This window comes from Bacillus sp. S2(2024) (assembly GCF_050474045.1).
Lineage (GTDB): Bacteria > Bacillota > Bacilli > Bacillales > Bacillaceae_G > Bacillus_A > Bacillus_A yunxiaonensis.
On the sequence record NZ_JBFLUS010000003.1, the window covers coordinates 380138 to 394836 of the forward strand.

The window sequence follows — 14699 nt, forward strand, 5'->3', positions numbered from 1 at the left end:
GGAGCCGATGACTTTAAAATATAAATTTCCAGAAAATATTTATAATTAAAAAATATGTATATAAAATGGAAGAAAAAGGATGGGAGCAGGGGTATGGTAAAGAAGGTTTTCATACATAGTTCGGAAGTGATTGTGCAGTTCGCCTTATCGATTATCGGAATTATTTGCTTAGGAGCGTTGCCTGGTTTATTTCAAGGATTAAAAATAGATTTTCATAAATATATAGAGACGGTAAAAATGGTGTGTAATAGTTTGTTACATATGTCCTCGATGACGTATTTACCAATTAGTAAAGATCCGCAGCCAAGACCGCTATTTCCTCAATTATTTGTCCATTATAAAGAAACGATGATTATCTTTTTAGCTTCTTTTTTTATTTCACTTTTGATTGCTTTTCTAATTGTTTATATTATTTTACGCAGCAGTACGAGTGTTCAAGAAAAAATCAAATCATTTTTACTATTTCTTGAATCTATTCCGGATATTCTTCTCATCATTGGCTCGCAGCTTTTTGTCATTTGGATTTTTAAACAAACAGGCATTTTAGCGGTAAATATTTCGGGGATAGGCGAGAAATCCATTCGAGGATTACCAATTATTTGTTTAAGTGTACCGACAACAATTATGTTTGTAAAACTATTATTACTCCGTTTTGAAACAGAACTTGAAAAAGATTATGTACTGTTTGCAAAGGCAAAAGGATTAAATAGGCTATATATTTTAAATCATCACGTATTACGCAATGTATTATTAAGCACGCTCTTTTTTGCAAAAACGAACATTTGGTTTATGCTATCAAATTTGTACATTATTGAATGGCTGTTTAATACGTATGGGGTGTTTGTATTTGTAAGGGAAACCACAAATGTTAATTTTGCAGCAGGTATTCCTGTTTTTACAGTGAGCTTATTGCTTCTTTATATACCTATTTTTATTATTTTCAAGCTGTTTCATTATCTCGTTCCAAATGCAATGAAAGAGAGGCTATAATGATGTGGCAATATATAAAACGTGATAAACGGTTTTGGATGAGTGTATCATTCATTGTTATACTTGTTCTATTAAGCGTTGGAAACACTCTTTTTAATGATGGGCATATTCGAAGAGTTTCCATTCAGTTCGATAAAGGTGGAACACCTGTAGTAGCTCCATTTCCACCTTCATTCCAGTTTTGGCTTGGAACAGATCACAAGGGATTTGATTTATTAAATTTAGTCATTGAAGGTGCGAAGTGGACAATCGGTGTATCTGTACTTATTGCGTTATTACGCATAGCATTTGGTATTTGTTTCGGTGTTTTTCTTGGAACATATATAAAGCGAGGATTTACAAAAATAGAGGCTTTTTTTGATAGCTTTACAATCATCCCAATGGTTATGATTGCGGCTTTTTTACTACGCTATGCAATTCCGTTTGACAATGGTGAAGCAACTTCTACCTTTTTTGAATGAGCTTCGTTTGAAATCATTTTATTAACGGTATTGGCGGTTCCGACAATTTCTTTATACATTGCCAATGAAATTCGTAAGTTATTAACAGAAGAATTTATTGATGCTGCTAGAATTTTAGGAGGCAGTAAACGACATATTATCATGAAGCATGTTTTTCCGCACTTATATTCAACCTTTGTTATTGTATTTATGCAGCAATTCGTGCAAACACTTATTATCTTGCTGCATCTCGGTTTATTAGGTTTATTTTTTGGAGGAACTGTTATTTTTTATGAGGGAGAGATAGAGTCATATACTCATGAATGGTCGGGGTTAATTGGATTTTATTTTCAATCTTTAACGGTTCATCCATGGATTCCACTTGTACCTATTACTTGTTTTGGATTAACCATTTTTTCAGGAAATATAATCGTAAAATGTATACAGGATGCAGTAATGAAGGCAAAGCTAGGAGAGAGTATAAAACAGGAGAAGAGGGAAGAGAAACAACCTATAGCAACAGAAGAATTGTTTGCGTTTAAACATACGATGTGAATGTAGATTTTTGTTATGGCTGTGCGGAAGACCATTTGTAGAAAGTGAAAAATAAGCAGCTGGATGAATCCAGCTGCTTTTGCATGTTTTCTGGCTATTCGTGAGTTTATCCCGCTACTTTAGGGCAGTAAGACTCCCACCTCTGGATTCGATACCACAGAAGTTACTTGAAATTTGAATAAATTGTTGATAACTAATATGATTGGAATGAAACGAAACGTATGTTCTGTTTTCTGATGCATGAGTCACCTTCTAAATTTCTTTTTTCTCAGTTTCTATTCACTCAGTTAAAATTCTAATTTGAACGTGAAATAGAATTTTGCTCTTTGACGGGGAACGTCCACTCCATTAAGCAGCTTGTTTCATGGTGAAACGAGAAGAAGCTTTGAAATAAATCAAGGTAATCAATAAATAAATACAAAATGTGATAATTGTTACCATTATAGAAGTAGTAGCAACTACACTTACTAATATGGAAATTAAAATTAAAAGAGATACGAATGTTGTATAAGGAAAATAGCGAGCTGAATAGGTATTTTGCTTCCATTGTTGCACACGAATTTTCAAATACGCTAGCGTAATAATAATCCAAATGCATAATACTGTATACGCAAGAGACCCCATTAAATAGTTAAACGTTTTGCTTCCGGCGAATAAAGAGATAAGCACCCCTACATATAAAGAAGATGTACAAGCTAGGATTGCATAAACAGGGACCTTTTTTCGAGATAACTTTGTAAATATTTTTGGAAGTTGTCCATCTTGTGCTTGTGTATATACGATACGTGAAGATGCGTATAATCCAGCATTCATGGAAGAGATAATGGCTAATAGGATAATTGCATTCATAACGTGATCCGCATATGGAATTCCTATAGCTTTAAATACCATTACAAACGGACTTTCTGGAACCCCATTTACTTGATTCCATGGAATCAAACTGACTATGATAAAGAAAGGTAAAATGTAAAAAGAAATAATTCGAATTAGTGTTCCTCTTACAGCCTTTGGTATAGCTTTTTCAGGATTTTTCGTTTCCGCTAAAGTGACACCTATCATTTCGGCTCCACCATATGAATAGATTACGACTAGCATAGCTGAAATTAATCCATGCATACCGTTTGGAAAAAATCCACCGTGTGATGATAGATTAGAAAATCCTATTGCAGTATGAGTTTGAAATGGAACGAGTAGAACAATAAAACCAAATACAATAAATAATACAATGACAGTAATCTTTAATAAGGCAAGCCAATATTCTGTTTCTGCCAATAGTTTCACTGAAAATAAATTTACTATAGTAACAGCGATAGAAACGATGAAAGCTAAAATCCAAATTTGTATATTTGGAAACCAATATTGAAGGAATGTAGCTGCTACTAATGATTCTGCAGCTATATTTAGTACCCACATTTTCCAATAAATCCAATCTAAAAAATATCCTGCATATTTACCTAGAACGGGTTGAATTAAATCTCGAAATGTTCTAGCTTGTCGATTTTCTAATGCCATGTGAGCCATGCCTTTCATGACAAACATTAAGATTATTCCTCCAAATAAATAGGCAATAATTACCGATGGTCCTGCCATATCGATAGCTGTACTACTTCCTTTAAACAGACCAGCTCCTATAGTCCCGCCTAGGGCCATCATCATAATATGGCGCGCTGTTATTGTACGTGTTAAACTTTCTTGTTTATTTGTCATATGATTTTCCCTTCCTCTCTATGTTGTAAATATATAAAAAGGCCCATCATCTCTTTGAAGAGACGATGGGCCTAGAACCTACCGCGGTACCACTCTTATTGACTTCCTCACATACAGGGAAATCCAGCTTTTTGCACATTATTTATGCTAAATTTTATAACGTAAATCAACCGTAAAAGCCTAACATATCTTACTTTGTTCAGCTTTTCCACTCCTAGGCGAGTTCGAAGTTTCATGTGACTGTGTTCCACCACCCCACAGCTCTCTGCACATCATGAGAATTCTTCTACTACTCCTAATCATTGTGTTTATTATGTCTGTCTTATAAGATGTTTTGTTAATGTTATGGATTAATATATAGAAAGAAAATTTGGATGTCAAGAATTTTATGAAATTTTATATACTTCAGAATCAAAGGTAAATAAAGGAACTCTCACATTGTGAGAAGGATTTAGGACTTTTATATTTTAATTTTTCTTCAAGATAATTTACTGGCTTATGAGAAATCATTCATAATTTCTACCACTTCAATTTTTCCGTTAATCAATAGCTCAGGAAGCTCGTTTTTTACATTACCTTTCCAATATTCTTTAGCTTGTTCAATTTTTTGAGAGAAAGGAATTCCATCTTCCTTTGGTAAAAGTTTTCCATCTCCCTCGAAAGAATTCCCAATAACTCGTAGTTTCACAATCTGTAAAACTTTACGATTGTAAGAGTCAAATAACTCTTTCCATTTCAATGCGTCTTCATAGCTTTTCGCAGCGTATAAGCAAGATAATCTTGAAGGATATTCAGGACATTCCTGTAGTCTAACCATTTCTACTATCACTTCCCTAATAGCTCTGATTGTTTGGTCTATATATTGAATAGCTACCTCGGAATCCTCTTTATTCAAGTTCAAGCCTTCATTTGTATAATGATCTTGAAAAATTTGAATAAAGTCTTCGCCTTTTGAATTCAATTGTTCCCTCTCAAAGAAGAAATGGTATAAGGTATTGTTTTGGTTCTTATCAAAGTTGATTATCTGCCCAAGACTCATTTTCTTTCTAGTAACAATATGATAAGCGTACAATTCGTTTTCTTTCATAATCTGCCTCCTATTTCATCAGTAGCCGCAAATGGTTGGGTGTTACACTGATTGTCATTTATTTAAATTGTACTATTGTTATAAAACAATTGCTAAAAACAACAATTTTTAAGAAAACAGCGTTATAAAAAATAAATGATCTTACAAGATGTATTCGAATTGCGAGAACTATTATTATTTTAAAATAATGTAGATTCTTGTCATTCTGTTTTAGTTGACACTGCATTACAAGCTATATATAATCAAAATCAAATCTAAATAAGTAAAAATCGATGAGTAAGAAGAGTACCTATAGTTGAGGCGTTGCAGAGAGCTGGGCATGGTGTGAACCAGTACGACAGATCATAGGGAATGGACTTACGAGAGGTACGTTGAAACAGTTGGAGTATGCGACCCGGGTTCCGCCGTTACAAGGATGAGGATATCGAATGTGACATTCCGTATCCAATAAAAGTGGATTCTTTTATTCTAGCAGGATAGAAGGTCAATAGAGGTGGCACCACGGTATCGTAATATATCGCCCTCTACATACCAATAGGTATGTAGAGGGCTTTTTTATTGCTCAAATTCTCATCGTTTTTACTTTGAAAGGGAGGATAAAAAGATGGAATTATTACAAGCAAAAGAGGGCTTCTTTGGAGAATATGGAGGAAGCTTTGTACCAGAACCATTACAGAAAGCATTACAGCATTTAGAAGAGGCTTTTGAGATGTACAAAGATGATCCAGAGTTTATAACGGAATTTCAATACTACCTAAAGGAATATGTAGGTCGTCCAAATCCGTTATATTATGCGAATCGTTTAAGTGAGCAGTTAGGTGGTGCCAAAATTTATTTAAAGCGTGAAGATTTAAATCATACAGGTGCACATAAAATTAATAACGTAATTGGCCAAATATTATTGGCAAAACGCATGGGAGCGAAGAGAGTTATCGCTGAAACAGGAGCAGGGCAACATGGAGTTGCAACAGCAACAGCATGCGCGATGTTTGGCATAGATTGTACGGTTTATATGGGTGGTTTAGATACAGAGCGCCAAGCGTTAAATGTATTTCGTATGGAATTACTGGGCGCTAAAGTAGTTGCTGTGCAAGAAGGAGGACGCACGTTAAAAGAAGCTGTGGATGCTGCTTTAGTAGATTATGCAACTCATTATGAAAATACATTTTATTTGTTAGGTTCTGCATTAGGTCCGCATCCGTATCCAACAATTGTCCGCCATTTTCAATCTGTAATTGGATACGAGGCGAAACAACAGCATCTTGAAAAAGAAGACCGTCTTCCGGATTATATCGTTGCATGTGTAGGCGGGGGCAGTAATGCCATCGGTTTATTTGCACCATTTTATAATGATGTAGAAGTAAAAATGGTTGGTGTTGAACCAGGGGGAAAAGGAATTGAAACAGGTTTGCATGCTGCGCCGTTAACAGCGGGAGAGCCGGGAGTTATTCACGGCTTTAAATGTTATATGATGAAAGATGAGAATGGTGACATTGCTGAGGCGCATTCCATTGCAGCTGGTTTAGACTACCAAGGAGTTGGTCCTGAACATAGTTATTATAAAGATACAGGCCGCGCACAATATGTATCCATTACAGATGATGAGGCATTAGCAGCATTTCATGCGTTATCAAAAGTAGAGGGCATCATTCCTGCACTTGAAAGCTCACATGCTGTAGCGTATGCGATGAAACTTGCCCCTACTTTATCGAAAGAGCAAACGATTATTGTAAACTTATCTGGCCGCGGCGATAAAGACGTGCAACAAGTATTTGAATTAGAAAATAGAAATGAAAAATAAAAAGAAAGTATCTCGTTCTGGTACAACGAAATACTTTCGTAAAATAACAAATCACATATAGTATAAAAGATTTTAAGGTAAAGTGAAACTTCCATCAGTTGGAGGTCTTATCCCCACTGATGGAAAGCTCTCACCAATCGGGCGCATGCTAGCAGTTATCCAAAAACTATTTTCTTTGCTTTTCTCTGAATCTGGAGGTGGGGGGCTTACTGCTCGTTAATGTGCATAGTTACATTTTAAAAATAAATTTGTCTATCTCGTTCTTCTTTTAAAATTTCGACTGCTTCTCGAAAGCGTAGGGAGTGAACAATTTCGCGTTCTCGTAGAAAACGTAATCCATCATTTATATCAGGATCGTCAGACATATTAATAAGCCATTGATAGGTTGCTCTTGCTTTTTCTTCCGCGGCTATATCTTCGTATAAATCTGCAATTGGGTCGCCTTTTGCTTGTATGTATGTTGCTGTAAAAGGGGCGCCTGCGGCATTGTGATAGAAAATGGCGCTATCATGGTCAGCATAATGAGCATCAAGTCCGGCCTCTTTCATTTGCTCAGGTGTGGCATCTTTTGTTAATTTATACACCATTGTCGCAATCATTTCGAGGTGTGCAAATTCTTCTGTTCCAATATCTGTTAATAAACCGACAACTTTGTCTGGAATGGTGTAGCGTTGATTTAAGTAGCGTAATGCGGCAGCTAATTCGCCATCGGCACCGCCGTATTGTTCAATTAAAAATTTCGCAAGTTTTGGATTACAAGTACTTACTTTCACAGGGTATTGTAATTTTTTTTCATATATCCACATATGTTTGCTCCTTTACATTTGCCATGGCCAAGGCCCTTTATTCCATTCCCAAGGTGCATTTGAATAACTATTTCCATATTGTTGAAGAGGACCATATTTTTCTTCTATTTTTTGTTTTTGTAATCTACGTTTATAGGAAAAGTCATTAAATTGTTTAATTGATGCAACATCATCAGGATGGGTATCTAAATACAAAGTGAGCTCTACTAATACAAAATCGAGTTCCTGCAGTTCTTCCATCCATTTATAAAATTCATCTGACATTTGTTGAGCCACGATTTTTCTCACCGTCCTTTCTTATATGGGTTTTCGTAGTAATCATATAAAGCAGGCCACAACGTCCCTTTTTTTAAGGCTTCATTTGGCGAGAATTGCGGTAAATTTGGCGGTTGGAATCCCATATATAAATGCGGGGGAGTAAAGTAGAACTTTTTTCCGATAGGTGGACACGGATCTTGCGGGCTGTGAAACGGTACATACGATTTTACGGATTTATCCAATTCGTGCACCTCCTTTGTGAAACACTGATATTATGTATTGTATTCGCGCATAATTACTATTTATGACTCATATACAACAACTAATAGGTGCGAAAGGGGGCTGGATTGTGGACAAGGTTGTACATTCTGTTTTATTAGAGGTAAGAGATTTGAAGAAAACATTATATTTTTATGAGGGGATATTAGGTTTTGAGCCTAGTAGGCACCGTCCTCAATTAGACTTGCCAGGGGTATGGTATGATGTTGGATCTGTGCGAATTTGTTGCATTGTAAATAAAAGAAAACAAGCGGTGAATGAGGAAGGGATTTTTCCAAAAATAGAAGTGAATATGCAATTGTGTGAGGTGGAAAATCTGCTTAAAAAATTAGATTACTACCATGTAACGTATACAGAAATGGAAGATTATGTAGAGGGGAAAAAAGTGCTATCCGTTTATGACCCGGATCAACATATGATTCAGCTGGAAGCACAATTGAAGAGTGAAAATTTAGCTTAACATCTTCTAGAGTTTTTTTCTGCCTCGGGTACACATACAAAAAAGCCTGATGAATATACATAATAAAGAATGTTTGCTGCGAGGGGGAAGAATATGATGGATCGGGCTTATGAAGAAAGTGCCTTATTTGAGCATAAATTTTGGCTAAGAGTTTTGGAAGATCACGCACACTTTCTAGGAGATGCTTTAGCCCCAAAGGAAAAGGAAGAAATTCAAAAGGCAATGAATTTTGAGCGAAAATTTGGTGAGTTGTCAACGAAACTTCAGAATGCCAACTTAATTTCATTTGCAAAAGAGGCGAATGAGGCAGCGAATGCAATTAGAGAATTTAAACTGCATATTATTCGTAAGCAATTAGAAGGGAAAATTGTCATTCATCTTACTCCTACATTTCTTAATCATATGGTGAATGAAGTAGAAGAATACATAACAGTACTAAAAAACTTGATGGAAGGTAAAGTTCCTCCTCTTTTTCACGAATTACATTATCATCTCGTATGGTTAACAGATGCAGCCGGTCATGCAGGAGCCATTTCTAGCGAACTAGATCTTGTTGAGAAGCGTTTAAAAGAAAAAAGTGAAGCATATGTAAAACATTTTGAGCAATTTTATTTAAAAGCGGTTGAAATGACTGGTTATTTACGGACAGAATTATCATCTTTTCCTGCTTTAAAGAAATTCACCAAAGATGTTTCATTAGAACTTACTTTATTTTCGCGTTTTCTTCATGAATTGGAAGAACTAGAGTTATCGGAACAAATACTAAGTTCGTTTTCGGCGAGAATAGCGGATCATATGGCAAGAGAAGAGTGCTATTATCTGTTGAAACTTGCACAATCTTCAGGGATAGAAATTCCGAATTGTACTCCTTTTTAGAAGTAGCTGATTTATCCCGCTACTTCTGGATAGTGAAATTTCCATCAGTGTAAAATAAAGTCCCCTACTGATGGAAGTTTCACTTTATTTTGCTTTTCGTTTGTTGGGTTTGCTCTTTTGTTTAGATCGTTGTTTTGTTTGTTCAATACTCGCGTTTAATGTTGCCATGATATCTACAATATTTTTAGGTGGGAAAATGGTTTCAGTTTTTTCGTCATGTTCTATTTTTTCTTCAATGAGGTCAAGGAGGGCTTCTCTATATTCATCTGTATATTCTTCTGGTGTAAAGGGAGTTGTCAGGTGGTGAATGAGATTCATTGCAGCAACGAGCTCTTGTTTTTGCAAAGGTGTTTCTTCATGTTTCGGCAGATTTGGAATACTTTCCACTTTTCGTATTTCATCCGAATAGTGAATGGTTTGCAGCATTAAACCTTCGCGAAAATTACGAATGATTGCTAAATGTTGTTTTTGACGAAGGGAAATATGGACAAGTCCTAACTTATTTGTGCGTTCAAGCGCTTCTTTTAACAATAAATATGCCTTTTCTGAACCTGGAGTAGGACCAATAAAATAAGAACGGTCGAAAAAAATAGAATCTACTTCATCTTGTTGAACAAATGAAAGAATGCGGATTGCTCGTAATTCGTGTTCTTTTTTCAAATTATTTAATTCTTGTTCTTCTAAAATAATATATTTATGAGGTTCGTATTCGTAAGCTTTCACAATTTCTGCTTCTTCTACTTCTTCATCTGAACAATCGGGAGCAATCTTTTTATATTTAATAGGGGTGAGACAATCTTTGTGAAGGTGTAATAACTTAACATCTTTTTCTTCTACTGCACTATACAATTTAATCCCGATCTTTAATAACCCAAGTGAGAGAGAACCTTTCCAAATTGTATGCACAAGAATATCCTCCTTTATATAGAATTATTGTTATGTAAAGAAAATGAATATACATATTATGCTAGCGATGGAGGTTTCTTATACATAGGCGCTTCAGTAGACAGCGTTACTAAGTAATAGCCCATGCATAGACAATAAACATTTCATTTTAATCAATTATTGCAGTGATAGAAAGTATTGACATTTTCTACTAAACCTTTTAAGATGACCTTATAAAATTACGTGTATAAAGGGGAGTAACTTTCATAATAAAGTCGTCATTACAGGGAGAAACCCTCGGCTTTATTAGCAACAATATGTTGTTAGTGAGACCTTTACCAGACGTGGTAGAGGCCCCTTATTGTCTTTTTAGGACCTTTACCATTTTGGTAAAGGTCCTTTTTATATGCTGTAATAAGAGATTGAGAGAGGAGAAAGGATATGAGAAAGTTGTGGAAAAGAATACGTTTAATCTTCCAAGTCCGTAAATTTATTCCGTTTTTATTTGAATTCTTTACATCAAAGGATGTGGAATTTAAGAAAAAGGTACTTTCTATTTTATTCTTATGTGGATATGTTATGTTTCCGTTCGATATCATTCCAGACTTTTTATTGTTTTTTGGTGTGCTGGATGATGTAGCGGTGATTCTATTTATTTTGCAGTGCATTGTGAAGATGGCACCTGTTCATTTGCAGGATAAATATGGATTAGCAGAATAGGAGAAAGATAGATGGAGCAGCTTATTTTAGATTTTATTCATTACTTAAAGCAATTCTCTTATTTTGGCGTTATTTTTGCTTTAACGTTTGAATTTGTTCCTGCTGAGATTGTATTACCGCTCGTTGGATACTGGGTATATGAAGGTGATATGAGTTTTTGGATTGCGGTTTTAGCAGGAACAATTGGGGGAACAACAGGACCATTAACATTGTATGCCTTAGGATATTATGGAGGCCGTCCGCTATTACTCAAATATGGAAAGTATTTTTTCATTAAAGAAGAACAGATTCAAAAAGCGGATCATTTCTTTGCAAAATATGGCCCTGTGGTAGCATTTACAGGACGATTTGTTCCAGGTGTACGCACACTTATTTCGATTCCATGCGGAATGGCGAAAATGAATATTGTGCAGTTTACTATCTACACATTTGTGGCGATGGTACCGGTAACCACCCTTTATATTTATGTTGGAATGAAGCTTGGCCCGCATTGGCAGAAGGCTGGTGCTATGGTGGATCAGTATATGTTGCCTATATTAGGAGTTGTTTTTGTTTTTATGCTTGGAGTGGTTATTTCCAAAATGGTTAAGAAAAAAAGTAGAACGGAATATTGATATGGAGACTCTATACATGACCGTTCTTTAAAGAAGAAGAGAGTATGTTAAAATAGAATAGAGATTGTTTATAAGGAGCGGATTGATTAGATGTCGAAAAAAGCGATAAAAAGAATTCTTGAATATATATGGATTATTGTTGTGCTCCTAGTCGGATATAAATATTTGCAAGAGAAAAGTCTGTGGATTCTTTTTTTAGTCACTTTTATATTAGCAGGACTAGGAGCATTGTTTATTAACTTTTTCTTTGAAAGTATTGAAACTTGGAAAAAGAGGAAAGAACAGAAGTGATGACGGAAAACGTAAGTAAGCTCGCTAAGGATAGCGAGCTTACTTTTTTACGCTTCTTTTTTTTCATTATCCGTTTTGGCAATGAGTAGATTACTGTTTTGTTTCGAATAGAAAAAGTATACGCATAAACCGATTGTTAGCCATACTCCAAATCCAATCCATGTTTCTTTTGACAGGTTAAACATTAAGTATAGACAACAGCAAATTGCAACGATTGGTAAAATAGGAACGAATGGCACTCGGAATGCTCTCGGTAAGTTTGGATGTGTTTTTCGTAAAATAAGTACCGCTAGGGAAACGAACGTGAATGCTGTTAATGTACCGATGCTTACAAGATTTGCAAGCAGATGTAAATCTAATAAACCAGCAAGTGCAGCAGCAGCGATACCCATAATCCATGTGTTTACTAAAGGAATTTTGAATTTTTCATTTACACGAGATAATGCTTTTGGCAATAATCCATCGCGGCTCATCGCATAAGAGACGCGGACTTGTCCGTACATAACGACGAGAATAACAGTTGTCATTCCAGTCATTGCTCCTACTGCCAGCAAACTAGCGATCGTGTCTTCACCGACAAACCTCAAAGCAAAAGCAACTGGATCTGATACGTCTAATTGTGTGTAAGGAACCATACCAGTTAATACAAAGGAAACAATGATATATAGTGCGGTACAAATAAGAAGAGAACCAATAATTCCAATTGGTAAGTCACGCTGTGGTTTCTTTGTTTCTTCAGCAGCAGTTGCAATCGCATCAAAGCCTAAAAAAGCAAAGAATACAGTTGCGGCACCGGCGATAATGCCGTCGTAACCAAATGGTAGAAACGGTGTCCAGTTTGCTGGTTTTACATATTTTGCGCCGGCAACGATAAAAGCAATAATGACGGCTAGTTTAATGAGTACCATAATGTTATTTATGCGAGCGCTTTCGCGAATGCCTCTACTTAATAATGTTGTAATAAGAAGTATAATGAGAACAGCTGGTAAATCAATGATGCCGCCTTTTCCTATACCAGGGGCAGAGGCGATGATGGTCGGGAGTTTGATTCCAAATCCGAGCAGCAAGGATTGTAAATAACCAGACCAGCCGACGGCAACGGCAGCAACTGCGAGCAAATATTCAAGCATTAAACACCAGCCGATGATGAAAGCAACAATTTCCCCAACTGTCATATAAGCATATGTATAAACACTTCCTGAAATTGGGATAGAAGATGAAAACTCAGCATAGCAAAAAGCGACGCATGCACACGTAAAGGCAGCGAGTAGAAAGGATAGCATAATACCAGGACCAGCGTGCTTTGCCGCAACAATACCGGTTAAAACGAAAATACCGGTTCCGATAACAGCTCCAATTCCTAAAAAGGTTAAATCAAGGGCACTTAATGTTCGATTGAGTTGACGTGGTGCTTCGGTTGTAAGGGGTTTCTTTCGTAAAAGTGTTTTCAAATTTGAATCTCCTCTCTATAAGGTTAATCATTAGTAGGGGTCTTACTGCCCGTTGTTAGTACGGGATAAATAGATACAACTGCTAAGTTTAAACGTAGCCCCTTAGAGCACTAAGTAGAGAGTAGAAATAGTATTATGTATAAATAAAATGGAGAATGGTGCAGTTGTACGTTATTTTTAGGATAAATATGTAATTTCATTAGTAAATTTATCATAATTCAGAATATTTCGTCAATGAAAAGTGTAACAAATAAAACGACATATTTGAGCAAACACTATTGTAAGAAATTAATGCATTTTTTATGTAGGAGTAGATAACTATGTTATTTTATTTTGAACTTGTCATCATTTTACTTTGCACAAAACTTGCTGGTGATATTAGTGTTCGGCTTGGACAACCAGCTGTATTAGGAAAATTAATTATTGGAATTGTTATTGGCCCAGCTATGTTTGGTATTATTAATAGTTCTGAGCTTATCGATGAATTAAGTGCAATTGGTGTATTGCTTCTTATGTTTATGGCAGGACTTGAAACAGATTTAGAGGAACTAAACCGCAACCTTACATCGTCCTTTGCTGTAGCAATAGGGGGGATTATCTTTCCGTTTATTGGAGGATATGTTGCAGGCCTTTTATTTGGAATGCCGCAGGCACATGCAATTTTTTTAGGACTGCTTCTTTGTGCTACGTCTGTTAGTATTTCCGTTCAAACATTGCGAGATCTTGGAAAAATGAATACGAGGGAAAGTACAACGATTTTAGGAGCTGCTGTATTTGATGATGTGATCGTTGTTATATTGTTAGCATTTGTGATGAGTTTTCTCGGTTCACAAGATGTGAGTGTAACACTGGTAATTGCGAAGAAAGTCATCTTTTTTGTTACTATTTTTCTAATTAGCTGGAAAGGTGTCCCTTTCATTATGAAAATATTGTCACCGCTTCGTGTTTCAGAGTCGTTAATTAGTGCAGCGCTCATTATTTGTTTTTCATTCGCTTATTATAGTGAAGTCATGGGGATTGCTGGAATTATTGGGGCATTCGCTGCCGGAATCGCAATTTCACAAACTTCATATAAGCATGAAGTAGAACGTAAAATTGAGCCAATTGCGTATGCGATTTTCGTCCCAGTCTTTTTCGTTAGTATTGGAATGGAAATTACCTTTCAAGGATTAGGAAACCAAATATGGTTCATTGTCATTATGACCATTATTGCTATAGTAACAAAATTAGTTGGCTCAGGACTCGGAGCAAGATTAACGGGATTTGATTTACGATCCTCTATTAGTATTGGAGCGGGAATGGTATCAAGGGGAGAGGTGGCACTTATTATCGCTTCTAACGGATTGACTGCGAATCTGTTAGCGAAAGAGAATTTTACGTCGATTGTGATTGTTGTTATTTTGACAACGATTATCACGCCCCCTTTGTTGAAGAAGTATTTTGTTTGAGAGTGTATAGGGGGTAATGACAACACTCTGT

The 14699-nt window shown here is 35.9% G+C and carries 15 protein-coding genes, 1 pseudogene and 2 other annotated features; of the genes and pseudogenes, 9 read left to right on the plus strand and 7 right to left on the minus strand.

All coding sequences use genetic code 11. The features are described from left to right. Window positions 1–93: 93 nt before the first annotated feature. Entirely contained in the window at window positions 94–990 is an 897-nt protein-coding gene (locus tag AB1284_RS02100; protein ID WP_429752052.1) for an ABC transporter permease subunit, read from the plus strand. 2 nt (window positions 991–992) lie between these two features. After that, a pseudogene (locus AB1284_RS02105) lies at window positions 993–1985 on the plus strand (ABC transporter permease). Between the two features lie 348 nt (window positions 1986–2333). On the opposite strand, the gene AB1284_RS02110 reads toward AB1284_RS02105, so the two are convergent. Then, window positions 2334–3692, minus strand: coding sequence for an amino acid permease (locus AB1284_RS02110; RefSeq protein WP_429752050.1), 1359 nt, complete (start codon window positions 3690–3692; stop codon window positions 2334–2336). Between the two features lie 55 nt (window positions 3693–3747). Beyond that, window positions 3748–4004 (minus strand) — a binding site (T-box leader). A 184-nt stretch (window positions 4005–4188) separates the two neighbouring features. After that, window positions 4189–4779 (minus strand): DUF2441 domain-containing protein, encoded by a 591-nt coding sequence (locus AB1284_RS02115; RefSeq protein ID WP_429752048.1) that lies wholly within the window; start codon window positions 4777–4779, stop codon window positions 4189–4191. 263 nt (window positions 4780–5042) lie between these two features. Next, window positions 5043–5307 (plus strand) — a binding site (T-box leader). A 76-nt stretch (window positions 5308–5383) separates the two neighbouring features. Between AB1284_RS02115 and trpB the strand changes: the two genes are divergently transcribed. After that, the gene (gene trpB / locus AB1284_RS02120; RefSeq protein ID WP_429752046.1) at window positions 5384–6580 is read left to right on the plus strand and encodes a tryptophan synthase subunit beta; all 1197 of its coding nucleotides are present in this window, start codon (window positions 5384–5386) and stop codon (window positions 6578–6580) included. Between the two features lie 236 nt (window positions 6581–6816). Here the strand turns inward: trpB and cotJC are convergent, their stop codons facing one another. The 3 genes from cotJC to AB1284_RS02135 are packed head-to-tail and all read right to left on the minus strand — an operon-like array spanning window position 6817 to window position 7886. Beyond that, window positions 6817–7386, minus strand: a complete 570-nt coding sequence (cotJC, locus tag AB1284_RS02125; RefSeq protein WP_098308199.1) for a spore coat protein CotJC — start codon at window positions 7384–7386, stop codon at window positions 6817–6819. A 12-nt stretch (window positions 7387–7398) separates the two neighbouring features. Further along, entirely contained in the window at window positions 7399–7650 is a 252-nt protein-coding gene (locus tag AB1284_RS02130; protein WP_429754370.1) for a spore coat protein CotJB, read from the minus strand. 20 nt (window positions 7651–7670) lie between these two features. After that, window positions 7671–7886 carry a spore coat associated protein CotJA gene (locus AB1284_RS02135; protein WP_429752044.1) on the minus strand — a complete coding sequence of 72 codons (216 nt, stop codon included), beginning with the start codon at window positions 7884–7886 and terminating at the stop codon, window positions 7671–7673. A gap of 107 nt (window positions 7887–7993) precedes the next feature. Between AB1284_RS02135 and AB1284_RS02140 the strand changes: the two genes are divergently transcribed. Together AB1284_RS02140 and AB1284_RS02145 are read left to right on the plus strand one after the other, a co-directional pair. Further along, window positions 7994–8383, plus strand: a complete 390-nt coding sequence (locus AB1284_RS02140) for a VOC family protein (RefSeq protein WP_429752043.1) — start codon at window positions 7994–7996, stop codon at window positions 8381–8383. A 96-nt stretch (window positions 8384–8479) separates the two neighbouring features. Then, complete coding sequence (locus tag AB1284_RS02145; protein WP_429754369.1) at window positions 8480–9259, plus strand: DUF2935 domain-containing protein; 780 nt, start codon at window positions 8480–8482, stop codon at window positions 9257–9259. 84 nt (window positions 9260–9343) lie between these two features. Here AB1284_RS02145 and AB1284_RS02150 read toward each other — a convergent pair whose 3' ends face one another. Further along, window positions 9344–10165, minus strand: coding sequence for a Ku protein (locus tag AB1284_RS02150; protein WP_429752041.1), 822 nt, complete (start codon window positions 10163–10165; stop codon window positions 9344–9346). 420 nt (window positions 10166–10585) lie between these two features. Between AB1284_RS02150 and AB1284_RS02155 the strand changes: the two genes are divergently transcribed. The 3 genes from AB1284_RS02155 to AB1284_RS02165 all read left to right on the plus strand — a co-directional run bounded on the left by AB1284_RS02155 (window position 10586) and on the right by AB1284_RS02165 (window position 11769). Continuing rightward, a complete protein-coding gene (locus AB1284_RS02155) occupies window positions 10586–10864 on the plus strand; it encodes a YkvA family protein (RefSeq protein ID WP_429752039.1) in 279 nt (92 codons plus the stop codon). A gap of 11 nt (window positions 10865–10875) precedes the next feature. Continuing rightward, window positions 10876–11478 carry a DedA family protein gene (locus AB1284_RS02160; RefSeq protein ID WP_429752037.1) on the plus strand — a complete coding sequence of 201 codons (603 nt, stop codon included), beginning with the start codon at window positions 10876–10878 and terminating at the stop codon, window positions 11476–11478. A gap of 90 nt (window positions 11479–11568) precedes the next feature. Continuing rightward, window positions 11569–11769, plus strand: a complete 201-nt coding sequence (locus tag AB1284_RS02165) for a hypothetical protein (RefSeq protein WP_429752035.1) — start codon at window positions 11569–11571, stop codon at window positions 11767–11769. A gap of 47 nt (window positions 11770–11816) precedes the next feature. Here the strand turns inward: AB1284_RS02165 and AB1284_RS02170 are convergent, their stop codons facing one another. Further along, window positions 11817–13220, minus strand: a complete 1404-nt coding sequence (locus tag AB1284_RS02170) for an amino acid permease (RefSeq protein WP_429752034.1) — start codon at window positions 13218–13220, stop codon at window positions 11817–11819. Window positions 13221–13540: 320 nt separating this feature from the next. Here AB1284_RS02170 and AB1284_RS02175 point away from each other — a divergent pair, with 320 nt between their 5' ends. After that, complete coding sequence (locus AB1284_RS02175) at window positions 13541–14668, plus strand: cation:proton antiporter (protein WP_429752032.1); 1128 nt, start codon at window positions 13541–13543, stop codon at window positions 14666–14668. Window positions 14669–14699 lie beyond the last annotated feature (31 nt).

Coding starts and splice junctions, on each gene's coding strand:
- AB1284_RS02130 (WP_429754370.1), bottom strand. CDS start 7,650: ATGTCAGATGAATTTTATAAATGGATGGAAGAACTGCAGGAACTCGAT.
- AB1284_RS02110 (WP_429752050.1), bottom strand. CDS start 3,692: ATGACAAATAAACAAGAAAGTTTAACACGTACAATAACAGCGCGCCAT.
- trpB (WP_429752046.1), top strand. CDS start 5,384: ATGGAATTATTACAAGCAAAAGAGGGCTTCTTTGGAGAATATGGAGGA.
- cotJC (WP_098308199.1), bottom strand. CDS start 7,386: ATGTGGATATATGAAAAAAAATTACAATACCCTGTGAAAGTAAGTACT.
- AB1284_RS02145 (WP_429754369.1), top strand. CDS start 8,480: ATGGATCGGGCTTATGAAGAAAGTGCCTTATTTGAGCATAAATTTTGG.
- AB1284_RS02115 (WP_429752048.1), bottom strand. CDS start 4,779: ATGAAAGAAAACGAATTGTACGCTTATCATATTGTTACTAGAAAGAAA.
- AB1284_RS02100 (WP_429752052.1), top strand. CDS start 94: ATGGTAAAGAAGGTTTTCATACATAGTTCGGAAGTGATTGTGCAGTTC.
- AB1284_RS02175 (WP_429752032.1), top strand. CDS start 13,541: ATGTTATTTTATTTTGAACTTGTCATCATTTTACTTTGCACAAAACTT.
- AB1284_RS02165 (WP_429752035.1), top strand. CDS start 11,569: ATGTCGAAAAAAGCGATAAAAAGAATTCTTGAATATATATGGATTATT.
- AB1284_RS02155 (WP_429752039.1), top strand. CDS start 10,586: ATGAGAAAGTTGTGGAAAAGAATACGTTTAATCTTCCAAGTCCGTAAA.
- AB1284_RS02160 (WP_429752037.1), top strand. CDS start 10,876: ATGGAGCAGCTTATTTTAGATTTTATTCATTACTTAAAGCAATTCTCT.